Source organism: Achromobacter marplatensis (assembly GCF_002209535.1).
GTDB classification, from domain to species: domain Bacteria; phylum Pseudomonadota; class Gammaproteobacteria; order Burkholderiales; family Burkholderiaceae_B; genus Achromobacter; species Achromobacter marplatensis.
Genome location: NZ_NJIG01000004.1, coordinates 222,246 through 241,604, shown reverse-complemented (window position 1 = coordinate 241,604; position 19,359 = coordinate 222,246). Strand labels below are relative to the sequence as shown.

Annotated in this window: 19 protein-coding genes; 11 read left to right on the top strand and 8 right to left on the bottom strand. The window is 65.5% G+C overall.

Annotated features, from left to right (window positions below):
• Nucleotides 1-25: 25 nt before the first annotated feature.
• Nucleotides 26-610, bottom strand: coding sequence for a methylated-DNA--[protein]-cysteine S-methyltransferase (locus tag CEY09_RS11340; RefSeq protein ID WP_088588695.1), 585 nt, complete (start codon nucleotides 608-610; stop codon nucleotides 26-28).
• 3 nt (nucleotides 611-613) lie between these two features.
• Entirely contained in the window at nucleotides 614-1,549 is a 936-nt protein-coding gene (gene rsmI / locus CEY09_RS11335; protein WP_088588694.1) for a 16S rRNA (cytidine(1402)-2'-O)-methyltransferase, read from the bottom strand.
• Between the two features lie 68 nt (nucleotides 1,550-1,617).
• Between rsmI and CEY09_RS11330 the strand changes: the two genes are divergently transcribed.
• The 4 genes from CEY09_RS11330 (at nucleotide 1,618) to CEY09_RS11315 (ending at nucleotide 4,040) form a co-directional block, all read left to right on the top strand.
• Nucleotides 1,618-2,100, top strand: a complete 483-nt coding sequence (locus CEY09_RS11330; RefSeq protein ID WP_088588693.1) for a YraN family protein — start codon at nucleotides 1,618-1,620, stop codon at nucleotides 2,098-2,100.
• Between the two features lie 115 nt (nucleotides 2,101-2,215).
• Nucleotides 2,216-2,809 (top strand): phosphoheptose isomerase, encoded by a 594-nt coding sequence (locus CEY09_RS11325; RefSeq protein WP_006224736.1) that lies wholly within the window; start codon nucleotides 2,216-2,218, stop codon nucleotides 2,807-2,809.
• Entirely contained in the window at nucleotides 2,806-3,549 is a 744-nt protein-coding gene (locus CEY09_RS11320; RefSeq protein ID WP_088588692.1) for a BON domain-containing protein, read from the top strand. The genes CEY09_RS11325 and CEY09_RS11320 overlap by 4 nt, the downstream gene beginning before the upstream one ends.
• Nucleotides 3,546-4,040: a peroxiredoxin family protein gene (locus tag CEY09_RS11315; protein ID WP_088588691.1), complete on the top strand. Its 495-nt coding sequence runs from the start codon at nucleotides 3,546-3,548 to the stop codon at nucleotides 4,038-4,040. The genes CEY09_RS11320 and CEY09_RS11315 overlap by 4 nt, the downstream gene beginning before the upstream one ends.
• Nucleotides 4,041-4,192: 152 nt before the next feature.
• On the opposite strand, the gene CEY09_RS11310 is transcribed toward CEY09_RS11315, so the two are convergent.
• Nucleotides 4,193-4,981, bottom strand: coding sequence for a MetQ/NlpA family ABC transporter substrate-binding protein (locus CEY09_RS11310; protein ID WP_088588690.1), 789 nt, complete (start codon nucleotides 4,979-4,981; stop codon nucleotides 4,193-4,195).
• Nucleotides 4,982-5,245: 264 nt separating this feature from the next.
• Here CEY09_RS11310 and argB point away from each other — a divergent pair, with 264 nt between their 5' ends.
• The 5 genes from argB to CEY09_RS11285 all read left to right on the top strand — a co-directional run bounded on the left by argB (nucleotide 5,246) and on the right by CEY09_RS11285 (nucleotide 10,502).
• Nucleotides 5,246-6,148, top strand: coding sequence for an acetylglutamate kinase (gene argB / locus CEY09_RS11305; RefSeq protein ID WP_006224740.1), 903 nt, complete (start codon nucleotides 5,246-5,248; stop codon nucleotides 6,146-6,148).
• Nucleotides 6,149-6,266: 118 nt separating this feature from the next.
• Complete coding sequence (locus CEY09_RS11300) at nucleotides 6,267-7,013, top strand: pyrimidine 5'-nucleotidase (RefSeq protein WP_088588689.1); 747 nt, start codon at nucleotides 6,267-6,269, stop codon at nucleotides 7,011-7,013.
• 55 nt (nucleotides 7,014-7,068) lie between these two features.
• Nucleotides 7,069-7,644 (top strand): nucleoid occlusion factor SlmA, encoded by a 576-nt coding sequence (slmA, locus tag CEY09_RS11295; protein WP_088588688.1) that lies wholly within the window; start codon nucleotides 7,069-7,071, stop codon nucleotides 7,642-7,644.
• A gap of 299 nt (nucleotides 7,645-7,943) precedes the next feature.
• Nucleotides 7,944-9,437 carry a DASS family sodium-coupled anion symporter gene (locus CEY09_RS11290; RefSeq protein WP_035213074.1) on the top strand — a complete coding sequence of 498 codons (1,494 nt, stop codon included), beginning with the start codon at nucleotides 7,944-7,946 and terminating at the stop codon, nucleotides 9,435-9,437.
• Nucleotides 9,438-9,449: 12 nt separating this feature from the next.
• The gene (locus CEY09_RS11285) at nucleotides 9,450-10,502 is read left to right on the top strand and encodes an Ldh family oxidoreductase (RefSeq protein ID WP_006224744.1); all 1,053 of its coding nucleotides are present in this window, start codon (nucleotides 9,450-9,452) and stop codon (nucleotides 10,500-10,502) included.
• Between the two features lie 1,068 nt (nucleotides 10,503-11,570).
• Here the strand turns inward: CEY09_RS11285 and rodA are convergent.
• The 5 genes from rodA to CEY09_RS11260 all read right to left on the bottom strand — a co-directional run bounded on the left by rodA (nucleotide 11,571) and on the right by CEY09_RS11260 (nucleotide 17,207).
• Nucleotides 11,571-12,707: a rod shape-determining protein RodA gene (gene rodA, locus CEY09_RS11280; RefSeq protein ID WP_006224745.1), complete on the bottom strand. Its 1,137-nt coding sequence runs from the start codon at nucleotides 12,705-12,707 to the stop codon at nucleotides 11,571-11,573.
• The gene (mrdA, locus tag CEY09_RS11275) at nucleotides 12,704-14,632 is read right to left on the bottom strand and encodes a penicillin-binding protein 2 (protein WP_088588687.1); all 1,929 of its coding nucleotides are present in this window, start codon (nucleotides 14,630-14,632) and stop codon (nucleotides 12,704-12,706) included. Before mrdA ends, rodA begins: the two co-directional genes overlap by 4 nt.
• 15 nt (nucleotides 14,633-14,647) lie before the next feature.
• Entirely contained in the window at nucleotides 14,648-15,208 is a 561-nt protein-coding gene (mreD, locus tag CEY09_RS11270; RefSeq protein ID WP_035213076.1) for a rod shape-determining protein MreD, read from the bottom strand.
• Nucleotides 15,195-16,079, bottom strand: coding sequence for a rod shape-determining protein MreC (mreC, locus tag CEY09_RS11265; RefSeq protein ID WP_035213078.1), 885 nt, complete (start codon nucleotides 16,077-16,079; stop codon nucleotides 15,195-15,197). The genes mreD and mreC overlap by 14 nt, the downstream gene beginning before the upstream one ends.
• 84 nt (nucleotides 16,080-16,163) lie before the next feature.
• Complete coding sequence (locus CEY09_RS11260; RefSeq protein ID WP_006216320.1) at nucleotides 16,164-17,207, bottom strand: rod shape-determining protein; 1,044 nt, start codon at nucleotides 17,205-17,207, stop codon at nucleotides 16,164-16,166.
• Nucleotides 17,208-17,434: 227 nt separating this feature from the next.
• Between CEY09_RS11260 and gatC the strand changes: the two genes are divergently transcribed.
• Together gatC and gatA are read left to right on the top strand one after the other, a co-directional pair.
• Complete coding sequence (gene gatC, locus CEY09_RS11255; protein WP_006224749.1) at nucleotides 17,435-17,743, top strand: Asp-tRNA(Asn)/Glu-tRNA(Gln) amidotransferase subunit GatC; 309 nt, start codon at nucleotides 17,435-17,437, stop codon at nucleotides 17,741-17,743.
• 3 nt (nucleotides 17,744-17,746) lie between these two features.
• A complete protein-coding gene (gene gatA / locus CEY09_RS11250) occupies nucleotides 17,747-19,264 on the top strand; it encodes an Asp-tRNA(Asn)/Glu-tRNA(Gln) amidotransferase subunit GatA (protein WP_088588686.1) in 1,518 nt (505 codons plus the stop codon).
• Nucleotides 19,265-19,359 lie beyond the last annotated feature (95 nt).

Below are 19,359 nucleotides of genomic sequence, written 5' to 3'. Positions count from 1 at the left end.
GGCCCGCCCGCGTCAGCCGCTATGCTTACCAGGGCAATTCGGCCTGCCCGTCGCAGACGCGGCGCGCCCGCGCGTTGCGGCTGACGTACCGATTGCCTTCGTGCGCCAGTAGCGCCTGCTTGCGCGGCAACCCGCCGCCAAATCCCGTCAGCGAGGTATCGGCCCCGATCACGCGGTGACAGGGGATGATGATGATGATCGGATTGCGGCCGACCGCGCCACCGACCGCCTGGGCGCCCTTGGGCCGCCCTACGGTGCGCGCCAGATCGCCATAGCTGGTGAGCTTGCCGAAATCCAGGGCGCACAACGCATGCCAGACCTTGTGCTGGAACGTCGTGCCGACCGGGTCGAGCGCCACGTCGAAACCCTGGCGCTTGCCCGCGAACCACTCTTCCAGCTCGCGCCGCGCCTGTTCCAGGATGGGATCGGTTTCCGTATGCGTCCAGCCTTCGGCCGAGGGCAGCAATTCCTGATCGGTGAACCACGCGCCGCGCAGGCCCTTGGGGCTGGCCACCAGGCGCAGTTCGCCCAGCGGCGTGGCCATGTCGCGGTAAGCGATCGGTTCGAGGGGGTCGGCGGGTTTGTTCGACACGACCGTTGAATACACCATGCCTTACTCCGACGACTTCTTGCGGGCCAGCGCCCGGTTGTACAACACGTCGCGGGCCACGCCCGTGACCTTGGCGGCCACGCGGGCGGCGTCGCGCACGGACATCGATTCCAGCAACGCGTCCAGCAGCACATCGGTGCGCGGGTCGGCTTCCTCGTCGACGTCTTGACCGGCCTGGGCGTGCGCGATCAGCACGAATTCGCCTTGTTCGCGATGCGAGTCGGCCGCCAGCCAGGCCGCGGCTTCGCCCAGCGTAATGGTGGCGATTTCTTCGAACCGTTTGGTGAGTTCGCGCGCCACGGTCAGTTGGCGGTCGGGGCCGCAGACTTCCAGCAGGTCGGCCAGCGTGGCGGCCAACCGGTGCGGCGATTCGAACATGACGACAGGCGCAGGCAAGGCGCACCACGAACGCAGCCAGCGTTGGCGGGCCACGGCCTTGGGCGGCGGGAAGCCGGCGAAGGCATAGGCCGGGTTTTCGTCGGTGGTGACGCCGCTGCCCATCAAGGCCGCGATCACCGCACTGGGACCCGGCACCGGCACGACGGTGAAACCGGCCTCGCGCACCGCGCGCACCACGCGGGCGCCCGGATCGCTGACGGCGGGCGCGCCCGCATCGGACACCAGCGCCACGCGCTGGCCCTGGGCCAGGCGTTCGCAGATGGTTTGGGCAGCGGCGGCCTCGTTGTGGCGGTGGGCCGCCATCAGCGGCGTGCTGACGCCCCAGGCGTCCAGCAGGGTACGGCTGGCGCGCGTGTCTTCGGCCGCGATGACATCGGCGCGTTGCAGGGCATGCCAGGCTCGCAGCCCCAAGTCGCCCAGATTGCCGATCGGCGTGGCCACCACGTACAAGGTCGACGCGGGCCAATGCTGCCCGGCCACGCGTTCGGCAACGCGGCTCCAGGCATCGCCGGCAGGCGGGGGTGAGACATTTTGATTCATTGCAGCCTACTGACACGGAAAACCATGTCAGTGTAGCCGCCAATGCCCGCCTATTTCGGAAGCCCCCCATGACGGACGACACGCTGCGCCTGGCCTGTGAACTGGCGCTGGCGGCCCGCCGCCGGGCCGACAAGCGCCGCCGCCGCGCCCGGCAGCGCGCAGCCCCCGAGGACGCGCCCCCGCGCCGCTCGCCCATGCAACGCCGCGGCGACCAGCACGAAGACGCCGCGCTGCGCCTGCTGCAGGCCCAAGGCCTGGTGCTGCTGGCCCGCAACCTGTGGACGCGGGCGGGCGAGATCGACCTGGCCATGCGGGACGGCGACACGCTGGTCTTCGTTGAAGTCCGGGCACGGGGACGCACGCGCTTTGGCGGTGCGGCGGCCAGCATCGGCCGCGACAAGCAGGCCCGGTTGACCCGCGCCGCGGCGCAATGGCTGCCGGAACTGGCCCGGCGTCACTGGCAGGGAAGGCAGCCGGCGGCGCGCTTTGATGCCGTGGTGTTCGACGCCGGCCAGCCGCAATGGCTGCGCGGCGCGTTCCTGCTGCCCTGATTGCGCTTGCCGCCTGGCGCGTCCCGCCACCGGCCCGGCGCCCCCGTAACGCCCTGCCGCAACGTCGTTACGCATCGACAGAACAGCGCGACCGCCCCGTGAGATAATCGCGCCCATGGATATGACCTCTCGTATGACGTCGCACTTTCGCGACGCCATGGCTGCGTGCGAACAAAGTATGAACGTCCTGGCCGAACCGCTGGCAGTGGCGGTGGACGTGCTATTCGGCGCCCTGGCGAACAACGGCAAGATTCTGGCTTGCGGCAACGGCGGATCCGCCGCGGACGCGCAGCATTTCATCGCCGAACTGGTAGGCCGCTTCGAACGCGAACGCCTGCCGCTGGCGGGCATCGCGCTCAATACGGACACCGCGATCCTCACCGCCGTCGGCAACGACTACGGCTTCGACGAAATCTACGAGCGCCAGGTCAACGCCTTCGGCCAGGCCGGCGACGTCCTGGTGGCGATTTCCACCAGCGGCAATTCCCCCAACGTGGTCCGCGCCATGGAAGCCGCCAGTGCACGCGAAATGCACGTGCTGGCCCTGACGGGCAAGGGCGGCGGCGTCATGGGGGAACTCATTACGCCCATGGACGTCCATCTATGTGTTCCCAGCGATCGCACGATGCGGATCCAGGAAGTCCATATTCTGCTGCTGCACGCACTGTGCGACGGTATCGACGCTCTTCTGCTTGGAGACACCGAATGATTTCTGACGTCAGAACCGCAGTCCGCCCCCTGATGCTCGCGGCCGCACTGTCCACCGCGGCGCTCTCGCTGACGGCCTGCGCGCCCCTGATCGTGGGCGGCGCCGCCGCCACCACCGCGGTCGTGGTCACGGACCGCCGCACGTCAGGCACCCAGCTTGAAGACCAGAACATGGCCTTCAAGGCGCAAAGCCAGATCTCGCAGAAATTGGGTGATACCGCGCGGGTCAACGCCATGGCCTATGGCGGCCATCTGCTGCTGACGGGCGACGTCCCCACCGAGGAAGCCAAATCCCAGGCGACCGCCATCGCGCAAGGCGTCGAGAACGTCAAACAGGTCATCAACCAGCTGAATGTGGGCCCCATCGCCTCGTTCGGCACCCGCTCGAACGACACCTGGCTCACCTCCAAGGTGAAGACCGCGCTGATCAACACCAAGTATGTGCCGTCCGGCACCATCGCGCTGACGACCGACCACAGCGTCGTCTACCTGATGGGCAAGGTCACCCAGGCCGAGGGCGAGTACGCCGCCAACGCCACCGCCGATGTCGGCGGCGTCGCCAAGGTGGTTAAACTGTTCGAAACCATCAGCCGCGAGGAAGCGATCCGGCTGTCCAACAGCAGCACCCGAGACGCCTCCACCGAAACCAAAGCGCCCATTCAAAGCGGCGCCGGCGCAGCACCCAGCGATAACAGCGCGGCCGGCACGAGCAATGGCGTTGAAGCGATGCCCATCAAATGAAAAAAGCCATCGTAGCCCTGGCCGTGCTGGTCGCGGTCGGCATCGGCGCCTGGTTCGTCTGGCGCCCCGCCCAGACGGCGCCCGACGTCACGTTCACCACGCTGGAAGGCAAGACCTTCTCGATGCAGGACTTGCGCGGCAAGGTCGTGCTGGTCAAGTTCTGGGCAACCAGCTGTGTGACCTGCGTGAAGCAGATGCCGGAAACCATTGCCGCCTATAAAGAGTACGCCGCCAAGGGCTACGAGGCCGTGGCGGTCGCCATGGATTACGATCCGCCCAACTTCGTGCTGAACTTCGCCGAACAGCGCAAGCTGCCCTTCCCCGTGGCGCTGGACACCAAAGGCGACATCGCGCGCGCCTTCGGCGACATCCGGCTGACGCCCACGGCGTTCCTGATCGACAAGCAGGGACACATCATCAAGCGCTATCTGGGCGAATACGATGTGGCCGAATTCCACGCCACCGTGAAAAAGGCGCTGGCGGCAGGCTGATGCCCGCCGCATCGCCCGTTTAAGAAGACCGCCCTTTGGGCGGTTTTTTTTCGCCAGGCCGAGGGCAGTTACTCTGCCGCCCGGCGGCCGCTGTCCAAAGAAAAACCGCCCGGCAAGCGGGCGGTTCCTGCGGTAGACAGCGGAGAACGGGCTTAGAAAGCCGGAACCACGGCGCCCTTGTACTTTTCCTGGATGAATTTCTTCACTTCGGGGGTGTGCAGCGCATCGACCAGCTTCTTGATGCCCGGCGCATCCTTGTTGTCCGTGCGGGTCACCAGGATGTTGGCGTAGGGCGAATCGGCGCCTTCGATGAACAGCGCGTCCTTGGTCGGCACCAGCCCGGCTTCCAGCGCGTAGTTGGTGTTGATCAGCGCCAGGTCCACGTCATCCAGCGAACGCGGCAGCATCGCGGCTTCGAGCTCGCGGAACTTCAGCTTCTTGGGGTTCTCGACCACATCGGCGGCGGTCGCCAGGATGTTGGACGGGTCCTTCAGCTTGATCACGCCCTGCTTTTGCAGCAGCACCAGCGCGCGCCCGCCGTTGGACGGGTCGTTCGGGATGGCGACGATGGCGCCGTCCTTGAGTTCGGCCAGGCTCTTGATCTTCTTGGAGTAGCCGCCAAAGGGCTCGACATGGACCAGCGCCACCGGCACCAGCGTGGCCTTGCGGTCCTTGTTGAACGAATCCAGGTAGGGCTTGTGCTGGAAGAAGTTGGCGTCCAGCTGCTTGTCGACCAATTGCAGGTTAGGCTGCACATAGTCGCTGAACACCTTGATGTCGAGCTCGACACCCTGCTTGGCCAGCTGCGGTTTCACCACTTCCAGGATCTCGGCATGCGGCACCTGGGTCGCGCCCACCACCACTTTTTCAGCATGGGCGGCATTGGCTGCCACCAGGAAGGCCGATGCCACGAGGGCAGCGCGGACGAAGTTCAAACGCATGTGTTGCCTCTTATAAGGATAAAAATGGGGGCCGATGTCCACCCGGATGCGGATTCGCCCCCTTTTGCGGGGCGCCACGTTCTCGAAAACGCCCCCAATTTACCTGAATGCCGGTTATTTGTCGGGCATATGGACATAGGTTTTAGGCATATGAAACGCGTGGGTACTACAATCCGTCGTATGCTTGCGCTACCGCGTTCCGAACGCGATTTTGTGCAGGCATTTTTTCTAACCTCTCATACTTATTTTGCCGACTTAGCTGCCATGACCGACACCCCCGACCCTGCTGCCGTTTCGTCCCCCGCTGTCAAAGCCGCTGTGCTGTCTGAAGCACTGCCGTATATCCGACGATTCCACGGCAAGACCATCGTGGTCAAGTACGGCGGCAACGCCATGACGGAAGAGCGCTTGCAGCGCAGCTTCGCGCACGATGTCGTGCTGCTCAAGCTGGTGGGTCTGAACCCGGTGGTCGTCCACGGTGGCGGTCCGCAGATCGACGACGCGTTGCGCCGCATCGGCAAGCAAGGCACCTTCATCCAGGGCATGCGCGTGACCGATGCCGAGACCATGGAAGTGGTCGAATGGGTGCTGGGCGGCCAGGTGCAGCAAGACATCGTCATGATGATCAACGAAGTCGGCGGCAAGGCCGTGGGCCTGACCGGCAAGGACGGCGGCCTGATCCAGGCCCAGAAGAAGCTGATGGCCAACAAGGACAACCCCAACGAACCGATCGACATCGGCTTCGTGGGCGACATCACGCTGGTCGAGCCGGCCGTCGTGAAGGCATTGCAAGACGACCAGTTCATCCCCGTGATTTCGCCCATCGGCTATGGCGAAGACGGCACGGCCTACAACATCAACGCCGACGTCGTCGCCGGCAAGATGGCCGAAGTGCTGGGCGCTGAAAAGCTGCTGATGCTGACCAACACCCCGGGCGTGCTGGACAAGGCCGGCAAGCTGCTGCGCAGCCTGTCCGCCCAGACCATCGACGAACTCTTCGCGGACGGCACGATCTCGGGCGGCATGCTGCCCAAGATCTCGTCGGCGCTGGACGCCGCCAAGAACGGCGTGAATTCCGTGCACATCGTCGACGGCCGCGTGCCGCACTGCCTGCTGCTGGAAATCCTGACCGACCAGGGTGTCGGCACGATGATCAGCTCGCATTGATGCCCCCCCCGCAGCGCTGCGCGCTTCCCCCCAGGGGGCGCCGCTGCGGACCGGCGGAGCCGGATCCGCGCGGCCCGGATCGGGACGGCTGTGCCATGTCTCTCCGGTGGCGTTTTTGATGCAAGCGCGCCGACAATTGTTGCGACCGGCGGTGCGCTTGCGCCGCTCGCGCCGCGAGGCCACGGGCGATTCCGAACGCCTGTGGCTGTTCGATCTGGACAATACGCTCCACGACACCTCGCACGCCATCTTCCCCAAGATCGACCACGGCATGACGATGGCCGTGGCCGAGGCCTTGAATGTCGACATCGACACGGCCAACGACGTGCGACGGCTGTACTGGAAGCGCTACGGCGCCACGATGATCGGCATGGTTCGGCATCACGGCGTGAACCCGCATGACTTCCTGCACCGCAGCCACGACTTCGACGTCAACCCGCTGGTGCGCGCCGAAAAGGCGCTGGCCTACAAGCTGCGGCAACTGCCCGGCCGCAAGGTGCTGCTGACCAACGCGCCGCTGCATTACGCCCGCGCGGTGCTGTCCCGCCTGGGCATCCTGCACCAGTTCGACAGCCTGTGGGCCATCGAGCACATGCGCCTGCACGGCGAATTCCGCCCCAAGCCGTCGCCCGCCCTGCTGCGCTACGTGCTGGCCCGCGAAGGCGTGCCGGCCCACCGCGCGGTCCTGGTGGAAGACACGCTGGCCAACCTGCGCGGCGCGCGCCAGGCGGGTGTACGTACCGTGCACGTCTATCACCCCGGCACGCCCTTTTCCCGCGGCCGCTCGCATCGTCCGGCCTACGTCGACTTGCGGGTAAACTCCGTCAGTGATTTGTTGTTACGCCGACGTCCCCTGCGGGGATAGCGGCGCGCTCCTCCCTCCCCTTCACCGTCAAGCCTGCGCGAGAGCAGTCCCTTCCATGGCGAGCAAACCCGGCGAGCGCAAGACCCAGATTCTGCAGACACTGGCCGAGATGCTGGAGCAGCCGCATGCGGCCCGCATTACCACAGCCGCCCTGGCCGCGCGCCTGGAAGTGTCGGAAGCCGCGCTCTACCGGCACTTCGCCAGCAAGGCGCAGATGTTCGAAGGGCTGATCGAATTCATCGAAACCAGCATCTTCACGCTGGTGAACCAGATTGCCGTCGCCGAACCCTATGGGGTGCCGCAAGCGCACAAGACCGTCTCCATGCTGCTGACCTTCTCGGAACGCAACAAGGGCATGACACGGGTGCTGACCGGCGACGCGCTGGTCACGGAAGACAATCGGCTGCAAGAGCGCATCAACCACATCAATGACCGCATCGAAACGTCGCTGAAGCAGTCGCTGCGCATCGCCATCACGGACGGCGGCCTGCCGCCGGACGCCAATGTGGCCGCGCATGCCAGCCTGCTGACGCACTTGGTGCTGGGCCGGTGGCTGCGGTATGCGCAGAGCGGCTGGCGCGTGGCGCCCACGCTGCACCTGGACGAGCAGCTGCGCCTGGCGCTGGGTTGAATAGCGCATTTGCGCCATAACACGAACGAATTAACGTAAGAATGTCGTGGCCGTCGCGGTGGCTTCGGCACAATTAGGGTGCATTTATGCAACATTCCTAGACTTGCGACCAGCGAGGGCGGACGAGCATAATGCCCCACGTGGGTTTTCCACAAGCGCAAATCTTCTTCGGTTTGACCCACATCAATACGGGTTTTCCTCAATGCCGTCACGATCATCCTGTAGCACCGACACATCGAATTGAATAACCCGTGCTCGCGGGGAGTGTGTCGGTAGTTTGACCTTAACCGGAGATGGATATGACCGCGCCAGCCGCTGTCCCTGCCTCGCAAGCCCCAAAGAAAGCAAAAATCCCAATCGGACTCGTCGCCGGCATCCTGGTGATGATCGGGGTGTTGATGATGCCCCTGCCCGCCGACCTGCCGGTCGCGGGACACCGCATGCTGGCGATCCTGGCGTTTGCCGTGGTGGTCTGGATTACCGAAGCCGTGTCTTACGAAGCCAGCGCGATCATGATCACGACGCTGATGGCTTTCCTGTTGGGCACGGCTCCGACAATCAAAGACCCGAACGTGCTGTACGGCACGTCGGCCGCCATCAGCATGGCGCTGACCGGCTTTGCGAATTCGGCGCTGGCGCTGGTCACCGGCGCCTTGTTCATTGCCGCCGCCATGACCTTCACCGGGCTGGACCGGCGCATCGCGCTGGTCACCCTGTCCAAGGTCGGCACCAGCACGCGCCGCATCCTGATCGGATGTATCGCCGTGACGATCGTGCTGAGCCTGGTCGTACCCAGCGCCACCGCCCGCAGCGCCGCCGTGGTGCCCATCATGATGGGTGTCATCGCCGCTTTCGGCGTGGACAAGCGCTCGAACATCGCCGCCGGCATCATGATCATCGTGGCGCAAGCCACCAGCATCTGGAACGTCGGCATCCAGACGGCCGCCGCCCAGAACCTGCTGACGGTCGGCTTCATGGAAAAGATGCTGGGCGAACGCGTGGCGTGGTCGGACTGGCTGATCGCCGGCGCCCCCTGGTCGCTGATCATGTCGGCCGTGCTGATCATCGTGGTGCTGAAGATGCTGCCGCCGGAAAGCGATAGCATCGCCGGAGGCAAGGAAGCGGTCGAAAAATCGCTGCTTGAGCTGGGCCCCATGACGGGTGCGCAAAAGCGCCTGATGGCGGTGTCGGTCATGCTGCTGCTGTTCTGGTCGACTGAAGGCAAACTGCACAAGTTCGACACCACGTCGACCACCTACTTCGGCCTGGTCCTGCTGATGCTGCCTCGCTTTGGCGTGATGACGTGGAAAGACGTGCAATCGCGCATCCCATGGGGCACGGTGATCGTGTTCGGCGTGGGTATCAGCCTGGGCACCGCCCTGCTGACGACGCAAGCGGGCCAATGGCTGGGCAACCAGGTCGTGGCGCACACCGGGCTGGATCACCTGGGACCGCTGGCCATCTTCGCCATCCTTGCCGCGTTCCTGATCGTCATCCACCTGGGTTTCGCCAGCGCCACCGCGCTGACCTCGGCCATGCTGCCCATCCTGATCTCGGTGCTGGCCACGCTGCCGGGCGACTTCAGCCGCCTGGGCATGACCATGCTGCTGGGCTTCGTTGTCAGCTACGGCTTCATCCTGCCCATCAACGCGCCGCAGAACATGGTGTGCCTGGGCACGGAAACCTTCAACGCCAAGCAGTTCGCCAAAGTCGGCATCATCGTCACCATCGTGGGCTACCTGCTGATGCTGGTGATGGGCGCGACGTACTGGCGCTGGCTCGGCTGGCTCTAAGGAGTACGCATCATGAAACTCTCCATTGCCCAAGCCAATGAATACGGCCGCCGCGTGCTGATGGCGCAAGGCGTACCCGAAGACATCGCCCGCGACGTGGCCGAACACCTGGTCGAGTCCGACCGGGTGGGCTACACCAGCCACGGCCTGTCTATCCTGACGAACTACCGGCGCGTGCTGTCCGAAGGCCTCGCCAAGCCGGACGGCCGGCCCGAACTGGTCAACGACCGCGGCGCCATGCTGGCCTACGACGGCCACCACGGCCTGGGCCAGTACGTCGGCAAAGTCGTCATCGAAAAGGCCATCGAGCGCACGCAGGAACACGGCCAATGCATCGTAACCCTGCGCCACAGCCACCACCTGGGCCGCATGGGCCACTTCGGCGAAATGGTGGCGGCCAAGGGCCTGATCCTGCTGGCCTTCACCAACGTGATCAACCGCTCGCCCACCGTGGCGCCGTTCGGCGGCGCGCAGGCGTGCCTGACCACGAACCCGCTGTGCTTCGCCGGCCCGCTGCCGGGCGGCCGTCCGCCCTTCATCGTGGACATGGCCACCAGTTCCATCGCCGTGAACAAGGCGCGCGTGCTGGCGGCCAAGGGGGAACAAGCGCCCCCGGGATCTCTCATCGACGCCGACGGCAACCCGACGACGGACCCGGGCGCCCTTTTCACCGACCCGCCCGGCGCCCTGCTTCCTTTCGGCGGCCACAAAGGCTACGCGCTGGGGCTGGTGGCCGAACTGCTGGCAGGCGTCCTGTCCGGCGGCGGCACGATCCAGCCCGAACACCCGCGCATCGGCGTGGCGACGAACAACATGTTCGCGCTGCTGCTGGATCCGCAGGTGGACTTCAACACCGACTGGCGAACGATGGAAGTCGGCGCGTTCATCGACTACCTGCACGCATGCAAGCCGCAACCCGGCGTGGAATCCGTGCAGTATCCGGGCGAATACGAAGCCCGCAACCGCGCCGTGAATGCCGATTCGGTGGAATTTGATAGCCGGATCTGGGATGGCTTGAAGAAGCTGGCAGCCGACCTGGGTGTGCCGGAGGCGTTACCGGGTTGACGGTACGTACTTAGTGACGGGTGCTGGTTCTTAGGACGCCCGTCACGACGGAGGCCTGCCGTGCGCGGGTCAACGATTGCGGTCCGGAGCCTTCGCTCCGGACTTGCCTCGGCGGCCCCCCCCTTTGTCATCTTCGTTGTTGCCTGCGGCAACTGCCTTCAGATTCCCTCGGGCTTATCGACGCCCCGCGCACGGCAGGCCTCCGCCGCGACGGGCTCGCGCAGTTGCAACCTGACGTCCATTGGGGGGAGCCGTGTGCTTAGGGTTCTTGCACGCGGTATTGGGGTGAGAGATATCTTGCGGGGCCCGCCCCCGGCCGGCCGCCCGGGCGGCCTTTGGGGGCTTACGCGGTGTCTTGCGTCGGAAGCAAGCCGCTACGCGTGTAGGCCGGAGCGTTGTTCGCCGTTCGTAGGATGGGTGGAGTGCGTGCGGACACCGGCAAGAACACGAGCGTTCAGCGCACGTAACCCATCACGAAGCATGCCAAGAGATGGGTTGCGCGCGATCGAGGCAATCGTTCTTCCAAAAACCCAACCGCGCTTCACCCATCCTACAAGCTTCGTCAGTTGAACCCTGCTGCCGGATGGGCGGCTTGCCGCCCATCTCTACCCCACCCCACGTGATTGCGGACCCATCAGCACGCCCCCCACGCAAGCGCGCAAGCGATCACCACCCCGACGACGCACAGCGCGTATGCCGATTACGGCCGCCTGCGCGGCCGCAATCGGCGGGCCACGCAAACTCGAAACTGAACACAGGTCCAGCACCGCACCAAACCAAGACGGCGCGAGCCCGTCGGTGTGGGCGGCATGGACGCGAGCAACCTCGATGCGCCCGAGGGAATCTGAAGGCAGTTGCCGTAGGCAACAACGAAGATGACGAAGGGGACGTCCGGCGCCCGGGCGCCGGACCGCAATCGTGGGCGCGAGTGGCCATGACGCTCACACCGACGGGCAACCTACGAAGCACGATCCTCAGCAAGACGAATCACGACCTGCAGTAAGACGAACCCGACCCGCAGCGCCACCGAGCCCCTCAAGGAATCACCAGCCCGCCCGACACCAGCAATCAAGCCTTAACCGACCGATGTCGGCTAATACTCATCATGATCCCGAATGCGATCCCCATCGTAAACAACGCCGTCCCCCCGTAACTCATGAACGGCAACGGCACGCCGACGACGGGCAGGATCCCTGTCACCATCCCCACGTTCACGAACACATAGATGAACAGCATCATCGTCAGCGCCCCCGCCAGCAAGCGGCCGAACTGCGACGATGCGCGCGATGCGATCGTCAGGCCGCGCGCCATCATCAGGCCGTACAGCACCAGGATCGCGATGCCGCCGTACAGGCCGAATTCCTCGGCGTACACCGCGAAAATAAAGTCGGTCGTGCGTTCGGGAATGAAGTCCAGGTGCGTCTGCGTGCCCTTCATGTAGCCCTTGCCGTAGACGCCGCCCGAGCCCACCGCGATCATCGACTGGATCGTATGGAAGCCCTTGCCCAAGGGATCGGAGCTGGGATTCAACAGCGTGCAAACCCGGTGCTTCTGATAGTCGTGCAGCACCACCCAGTCCACATCCGGCTCGCATAGCTGGTCTTCGTAATACACCAGCGTCCCAATCGCAATGATGCCCGCCAGCATCACCGGCACCAGCAACTTGAACGACAGGCCCGCGAAATAGATCACGAAGAAACCCGCGCCGAACACCAGCAGTGCCGTGCCCAGGTCAGGCTGCAGCACGATCAGGCCGAACGGCGCGGCCAGCATCGCGGCAGCCGCCAGGAAGTCGCGGATGCGCACGGCGCCTTCGTGGCGCTGGAAGTACCAGGCCAGCATCATCGGCACGGCGATCTTCATCATCTCGGACGGCTGGATACGCGTCACACCCAGGTTCAGCCAGCGGGTCGCGCCCTTGCTGGTTTCACCGAAGAACTCCACGCCCAGCAACAGCACCACGCCCACTACATAGAATGGCAGGGCCAGCTTCATCAGCCACTTGGGCGGGATCAGCGACATCGTCCACATCGCGAAGAACGCGATGATGAAATTGCGTGACTGCTCCGCGAAGCGCCAGTCCGTGCCGCCCACCGCCGAATGCATGACGGTCAGGCCCAGCGCGGCGAACATCATCAGAATCGCCAGCAGCGGCCAATCGAACGCCGTGAACACGCGTAGCAGGATAAGGCCCAGGCGCTTCATTGTTGGCGCACCACGTCGGAAGTAATGGATTCAACGGACGCCAGCGGATCGGCCCGGTCCGGCCGCACGATCTTGTCCTGCCGGTCTTTGGCCAACCAGTAGTCGAACACCTTGCGCGCCACGGGCGCGGCCACGCTGGCGCCCCAGCCTGCGTTCTCGACGATCAGCGACACGGCAATGCGGGGATGCTCCAGCGGCGCAAATCCCATGAATAGCGCGTGGTCGCGCAGACGTTCGTCGATGGCGCTGGCGCGGTAGTGGCCGCCGCGCAGGCTGAACACCTGTGCCGTGCCCGTCTTGCCTGCCGCCTGGTACGGGGCGTTGGCGAAGGCGCGCCGCGCCGTGCCGGCCCGCACCACATCCGCCATCGCGTTCTTGATGACATCCACGTTGGCCTGCTTCAACGGAATCCGGTAATCGGGCGCGGACTCGGTGGGCTTGGCCACGCCCGTGCGCGGGTCGCGTACCGCGTGCACCAGATGCGGGCGGCGATACAGGCCATTGTTGGCCAGCGTCGACGTGCCCTGCGCCAGCTGCAGCAAGGTGAAGGCGTTGTAGCCCTGGCCCACGGCCACGGAAATGGTCTCGCCGGCGTACCAGCGCTGGCGGTCCTTGTCCTTGTAGGCCGAACGCTTCCAGTCGGTGGACGGCAGCACGCCGCGCTTTTCGCCTTCCAGGTCGATGCCGGTGATCTGGCCAAAACCGAACTGCTTGGTGAAATCGTGCAGCGCGTTCACGCCGATCTCGGGGCCCAGCGAATAGAAATACGTGTCCGACGACACCACGATCGCCTTGTGCATGTCAGTCATGCCGTAGGCCGCGCCGCCCGCGTTGCGGAATTTCTGTCCGCCGAATTCGTAATAGCCGGGGTCGGAGATGCGGTCGGTCGCGCGGCGCTTGCCCAGTTCCAGTGCGGCCAGGCCCACGAAGGGCTTATACGTCGAACCGATCGGATAGGTGCCGTACAGCGGGCGGTTGATCAGCGGGTGGTCCGGCGACTCGTTCAGCATCCGCCAGTTGTCCACGTCGATGCCGTCCACGAACAGATTGGGGTCGAAGGACGGTTGCGACACGAAGGCCAGGACTTCACCCGTGTCGGGGTCGATCGCGACGAGCGCGCCGCGCTGGCCCTCGAAGGCCTCTTCGGCCACCTTCTGCAAGCCCAGGTCGATGGACAGCATGATGTCCGATCCCGGCACCGGGTCGATCCGCCGCAGCGTGCGCATGGGGCGTCCGCCGGCAGTGACTTCGACCTCTTCCAGGCCGGTACGGCCGTGCAGTTGCTCTTCCCAGGTCTTCTCGATGCCCTTCTTGCCGATGACGTCGGTGCCGCGGTAGTTGCCCAACTGCCCGGCGCGTTCCAATTCTTCGTTGTCGCCTTCGGCGATGCGGCCGATGTAGCCCACCACGTGCGCGGCCGACAGGCCCTGCGGGTACTCGCGCACCCAGCGCGCACGCAGCTCGACACCCGGGAACTGGAACGAGTGCGCGGCGAACCACGCGGCCTCGGTCTCGTTCAGGTTATTGCGCAGCTGCAAGCTGGCGTAGCGGCTGGACTCCGCCGCGCGCCGCTTGAAGCGCCGCTGGTCGGTGGGGCTGATGTAGACAACTTCAGTCAGCCGCTCGAAGAGCTCGTTCATGTTGCCGGCGTGGGCGGGCACCACTTCCAGCGTGTAGGTACGGTAGTTGCGCGCCAGGATTTCGCCGTTGCGGTCCAGGATTTCGCCGCGGCGCGGCGGGATCGGCACGACTGCGATGCGATTGCGGTCGGCGCGCTCGGACAGGCCTTCGTAGCGGTCGACCTGCAAATACCAGAACCTGCCCACCAGCACGCCGAAGCACGCCAGGGCGAACACGCCGCCGACCCAGGCGCGCAGGCGGAAGCGCTGCTTCTGCTGCTGGCCGGTTTTCTTGAATTCAAACATGAGGCGACGCCGCCATCAGGCGGAGGAGGATTCGGCGTCGTCGGCACCGCGCTGCGGCAAGTGCAGGACCCAGCCCGCCAACGGCCACAGGGCAGCCGTGATGGCAACGCTGATGCACCAGTCCCAGCCCGGCCATTTGCCGGCCAGCCAGGCGTGGATGATCTGGGTCAGGAAGCGGGCGATGAAGAAGACAGGCAGCATATGCATCGCCTGGCTCCAGAGGTCGAACCGTTGCAGGCGGCGATGCAACACGACGGCGCCGTAGGCGACCAGCGTGTACGACAAGGCGTGCTCGCCCAGCGGACCCGCGTCGTGCACGTCCATCAGCAAGCCAAAGAAGAACGCGGTGAAGAGCCCCACGCGGCGCGGCTCGTGCACGCACCAGAAGGCGATGATCAGCAGCAGCACGTCGGGCGCGCCCTGCCACAAGCGCCACGGCAGCAGCGAAACCAGCCACACCAGCAGCACCGTGGCCCAGACGAAAACGCCGTGGGCCGGACCGGACAGGCGGTCTGGATGCACGTTGCTGGGGGTACCCAGGCGGCGCCTGGGTTGCGATTGATTAGTCCGATCCACCGGAATCGACCTCCTGACGGTTGGACTCGGCGCGGGCCACATCCACCTGCAAGACCAGGAAGTGGCGATAGCGTTCGGGGTGGGCCAGCGGTTCACACACGGCCCGCGCAAAACCGGATGCGGTGTCGCGTTCGACCGAGGTCACTTTGGCCACGGGCAGGCCGGCAGGGAACAAACCGCCGACGCCGCTGGTAACGATAGTATCGCCTTCCTTGATGTCGGCATTGGCGGCAAGGTAACGGACTTCCATCTTGCCCGGCGAATTGCCGCCGAACGCGATCAGGCGCAGCCCGTTGCGCAGCAGCTGGACGGGGATGGAGACCTGCTCGTCCGTCACCAGGGCGGCTTCGGCCGTCATCGGCGTTACGCGCACGATCTGGCCGACCACGCCGCCTTCGTCGATGACGGGCATGCCCGGCGCCAGGCCGGCCTTGCTGCCTTTGTTGAACACCAGCCGCTGGGTGAACGCGTTGGTGGGCTCGTACATGACTTCGACCACCACGGCCGATTGCGCCACGGTGTCGGTCACGCCCAGCAGGCGGCGCAGTTGCGCATTTTCGGCGGCCAGTTGCGCCGCATGGCTGGCCACCTGGGCCAGTTCGATGCGCTGGCGCTGCAAGGCTTCGTTTTCGCTGCGGATGAGGTTGGCCGCGTTGACCCACTCATTGACTTGCTGGACGAGGTCGCGCGGCGCCATGACGGCACGCTGGAAGGGGTAAAGCGCCACGGACATCGCACGGCGCGCCGGTTCCAGCATGCGCCATTGCGAATCCATGATGATCAGGGCCAAAGCAAGGACGACCAGAACGACCAGCCGCACCTCCGCAGGTGGGCCGCGCCTGAATAGGGGGGGGGTCCCTTGTCGTTGCATGAATCTCAGCCCGGGCACCCGCGTCCGTCGCTCCCGCAGCGGCCGGAGCCGTGAAAAAGCGAGGCTCCGGGCTGGCGGGCGGTATTAGTCGTTGATGAAGATGGCGCCCAGTTTCTCAAGGTGTTCCAGCGCTTCGCCGCAACCGCGCACGACGCAGGTCAGGGGATCGTCGGCCACCACGACGGGCAGGCCGGTCTCTTCCTGAAGCAGGCGATCCAGATCGCGCAGCAGCGCGCCACCGCCGGTCAGGGCGATACCCTTGTCGGTGATGTCGGCACCCAGTTCGGGCGGGGTCTGCTCAAGGGCGATCTTTACCGCGGACACGATCTGGTTCAGCGGGTCGGTCAGCGATTCCAGGATCTCGTTGGACGAGACCGTGAAGCTGCGCGGCACGCCTTCGGCCAGATTGCGACCCTTGACTTCGATTTCGCGGACTTCGGAACCCGGGAATGCGGACCCGATTTCCTTCTTGATCAGTTCAGCGGTGGGCTCGCCGATCAGCATGCCGTAGTTGCGGCGGATATAGTTGACGATGGCTTCGTCGAACTTGTCGCCGCCGACGCGCACGGAACCCTTATAGACCATACCGCCCAGCGAGATGACCGCCACCTCGGTGGTGCCGCCGCCGATGTCGACGACCATGGAGCCGCTGGCGTCGGAGACGGCCAGGCCGGCGCCGATGGCCGCGGCCATGGGTTCTTCGATCAGGAAGACGTGGGACGCGCCCGCGCCCAACGCCGATTCGCGGATGGCGCGACGTTCAACCTGGGTGGAGCCGCAGGGCACGCAGACGATAATGCGCGGACTGGGCGCCAGCATGTTGCGGGGGTGCACCATGCGGATGAATTGCTTGAGCATCTGTTCGGTGACCGTGAAGTCAGCGATAACGCCATCCTTCATGGGCCGAATGGCCTCGATATTGCCGGGAACTCGGCCAAGCATCTGCTTGGCTTCGTGGCCGACGGCCTGGATGATCTTTTTGCCGTGAGGCCCGCCTTCATGACGGATTGCGACCACGGAGGGCTCATCGAGCACGATGCCCTTGCCGCGGACGTAAATCAGCGTATTGGCGGTACCGAGGTCGATCGCCATATCGCTGGAAAAATAACTGCGCAGGAATCCGAACATGGGAGCTCAGCTAAATTCTGGGGGGAATTGGGTTCATGCCATGGGGCGTTTGGCCCGAAAAACGTCGGGTCCGCCTGTCATCACGGCGATTAAACCGTGAATCATAACTTATAATTTCACCGGAAATAGCGCATAAATGCAGGCTATTCAAGCTTTGTAACGGGTTTGGCGCATGCATACTGCCCAGTCCCGCCCTTCGGCCTTCGCTTATCGATTTTGCAATCCCTATGGCGCTTAATGACACAGATGTGGCCCGCATTGCCCGGCTGGCCAGAATCGAACTGACCCCCGACCAGCGCACCGTCGCGCAGGCCGAGTTGAACGGCATCCTCCACCTGATCGAACGGCTCCAGGCCGTCGACACCCAAGGCGTCGAACCCCTGGCCCACCCCCTGTCCGCCCATGAGGACATCGTGCTGCGCCTGCGTGAAGACGCCGTGACCGAGGCCAGCTCGGAAGCCCGCCGCCAGGCGCTGCTGGCCAACGCCCCCGACGCCCAGGAAGGCTTGTTCCTGGTCCCTAAAGTCCTGGACTGAGCCATGACGAAACCCGCCTTGCACACCCAATTCGAGGGGATCGCCGCTTTGCGCGCGGCCCTCGCCCAACGCCAGGTCAGCGCCGTGGAACTGGCGCAAAGCGCCCTGGCGGCCGCCGATGCGGCCAGCGGCCTGAATTGCTTTTTACATATTGACGCTGAATTGACGCTGGCGCAGGCCCGCGCCGCCGACGCCGCCCTGGCCGATGGTACGGCAGGCCCGCTGGCCGGCGTACCCATCGCCCACAAGGACGCGTTCGTGACCCGCGGCTGGCGCACCACCGCCGGCAGCAAGATGCTGGAAGGTTATGTCAGCCCGTTCGACGCCACCGTCGTCGAACGCCTGGGCGCGGCCGGCGCCGTGTCCATCGGCAAGCTGAACTGCGACGAATTCGCCATGGGCTCCGGCAACGAGAACTCGGCCTACGGCGCCGTGAAGAACCCCTGGGACCACGCCGCCGTACCGGGTGGCTCCTCGGGCGGTTCGGCCGCCGCCGTGGCCGCCCGCCTGGTGGCCGCCGCCACCGGCACCGACACCGGCGGTTCGGTGCGCCAGCCCGCTGCCCTGTGCGGCGTGAGCGGCATCAAGCCGACCTACGGCACGGTCTCGCGCTATGGCATGGTGGCCTTCGGCTCCAGCCTGGACCAGGCCGGCCCGCTGGCCGCCAGCAGCCGCGACCTGCTTGAACTGCTGGATGTCGTCAGCGGCTTCGATCCGCGCGACGCCACCAGCCTGGAAAAGTGCGACGCCGCCGTCAACGAACCGGGCCGCGTCCGCCGCGACTTCGATTCGGCCCAGGCCGCATTTGACGCCGCCGGCAGCCAGCCCCTGAAGGGCCTGCGCATCGGCGTGCCGCAAGAGTATTTCGGCGCCGGCCTGGCCGCCGACGTGGCCGCGGCGGTGGAAGCCGCCCTGGCCCAGTTCGAAGCGCTGGGCGCCGTGCGCGTGCCGGTGTCGCTGCCGCGCACCGAACTGGCCATTCCCGCCTACTACGTCATCGCCCCCGCGGAAGCGTCCAGCAACCTGGCCCGCTACGACGGCGTGCGCTATGGCCACCGTACCGAGCAGTACGGCGATCTCACCGAGATGATCAGCCGCTCGCGCGCCGAAGGCTTCGGCAGCGAGGTCAAGCGCCGCATCCTGATCGGCACCTACGTGCTGTCGCACGGCTATTACGACGCCTACTACCTGCAAGCGCAGCGCCTGCGCCGCCTGATCGCGCAGGATTTCCAGCGCGCCTATGCCGGCCAATGCGACGTGATCATGGGCCCGGTCACCCCGACGGTCGCCAAGAACATCGGCGACAACCGCGACGACCCGACGGCCGACTGGCTGGCCGACGTCTACACGCTGGGCGTCAGCCTGGCCGGCCTGCCCGCAATGTCGATCCCGTGCGGCTTCGGCTCGGGCCGCCCGGTCGGCCTGCAGATCATCGGCAACTACTTCGACGAAGGCCGCCTGTTGGCCATCGCCGACCGCTACCAACAAGTCACCAACTGGCATACGCGGTCCCCGCTCTGATGAGGCCCCCACGCTCACTCCGTTCGCTGCCCCCCAAGGGGGCTGCCAGCGCCTTGGGGCGGCCCGGCGCCGCTGGCGCGCTCCGCCGCGGCACT

Bases quoted from the DNA above. Each gene is read 5' to 3' on its own strand.
- CEY09_RS11300 (WP_088588689.1), top strand. From the start codon at position 6,267: ATGCAAGCGCGCCGACAATTGTTGCGACCGGCGGTGCGCTTGCGCCGC.
- CEY09_RS11310 (WP_088588690.1), bottom strand. From the start codon at position 4,981: ATGCGTTTGAACTTCGTCCGCGCTGCCCTCGTGGCATCGGCCTTCCTG.
- mrdA (WP_088588687.1), bottom strand. From the start codon at position 14,632: ATGTTTGAATTCAAGAAAACCGGCCAGCAGCAGAAGCAGCGCTTCCGC.
- gatA (WP_088588686.1), top strand. From the start codon at position 17,747: ATGACGAAACCCGCCTTGCACACCCAATTCGAGGGGATCGCCGCTTTG.
- CEY09_RS11340 (WP_088588695.1), bottom strand. From the start codon at position 610: ATGGTGTATTCAACGGTCGTGTCGAACAAACCCGCCGACCCCCTCGAA.
- CEY09_RS11320 (WP_088588692.1), top strand. From the start codon at position 2,806: ATGATTTCTGACGTCAGAACCGCAGTCCGCCCCCTGATGCTCGCGGCC.
- rsmI (WP_088588694.1), bottom strand. From the start codon at position 1,549: ATGAATCAAAATGTCTCACCCCCGCCTGCCGGCGATGCCTGGAGCCGC.
- slmA (WP_088588688.1), top strand. From the start codon at position 7,069: ATGGCGAGCAAACCCGGCGAGCGCAAGACCCAGATTCTGCAGACACTG.
- CEY09_RS11330 (WP_088588693.1), top strand. From the start codon at position 1,618: ATGACGGACGACACGCTGCGCCTGGCCTGTGAACTGGCGCTGGCGGCC.
- rodA (WP_006224745.1), bottom strand. From the start codon at position 12,707: ATGAAGCGCCTGGGCCTTATCCTGCTACGCGTGTTCACGGCGTTCGAT.
- CEY09_RS11325 (WP_006224736.1), top strand. From the start codon at position 2,216: ATGGATATGACCTCTCGTATGACGTCGCACTTTCGCGACGCCATGGCT.
- gatC (WP_006224749.1), top strand. From the start codon at position 17,435: ATGGCGCTTAATGACACAGATGTGGCCCGCATTGCCCGGCTGGCCAGA.
- CEY09_RS11260 (WP_006216320.1), bottom strand. From the start codon at position 17,207: ATGTTCGGATTCCTGCGCAGTTATTTTTCCAGCGATATGGCGATCGAC.
- CEY09_RS11285 (WP_006224744.1), top strand. From the start codon at position 9,450: ATGAAACTCTCCATTGCCCAAGCCAATGAATACGGCCGCCGCGTGCTG.
- CEY09_RS11315 (WP_088588691.1), top strand. From the start codon at position 3,546: ATGAAAAAAGCCATCGTAGCCCTGGCCGTGCTGGTCGCGGTCGGCATC.
- CEY09_RS11290 (WP_035213074.1), top strand. From the start codon at position 7,944: ATGACCGCGCCAGCCGCTGTCCCTGCCTCGCAAGCCCCAAAGAAAGCA.
- argB (WP_006224740.1), top strand. From the start codon at position 5,246: ATGACCGACACCCCCGACCCTGCTGCCGTTTCGTCCCCCGCTGTCAAA.
- mreC (WP_035213078.1), bottom strand. From the start codon at position 16,079: ATGCAACGACAAGGGACCCCCCCCCTATTCAGGCGCGGCCCACCTGCG.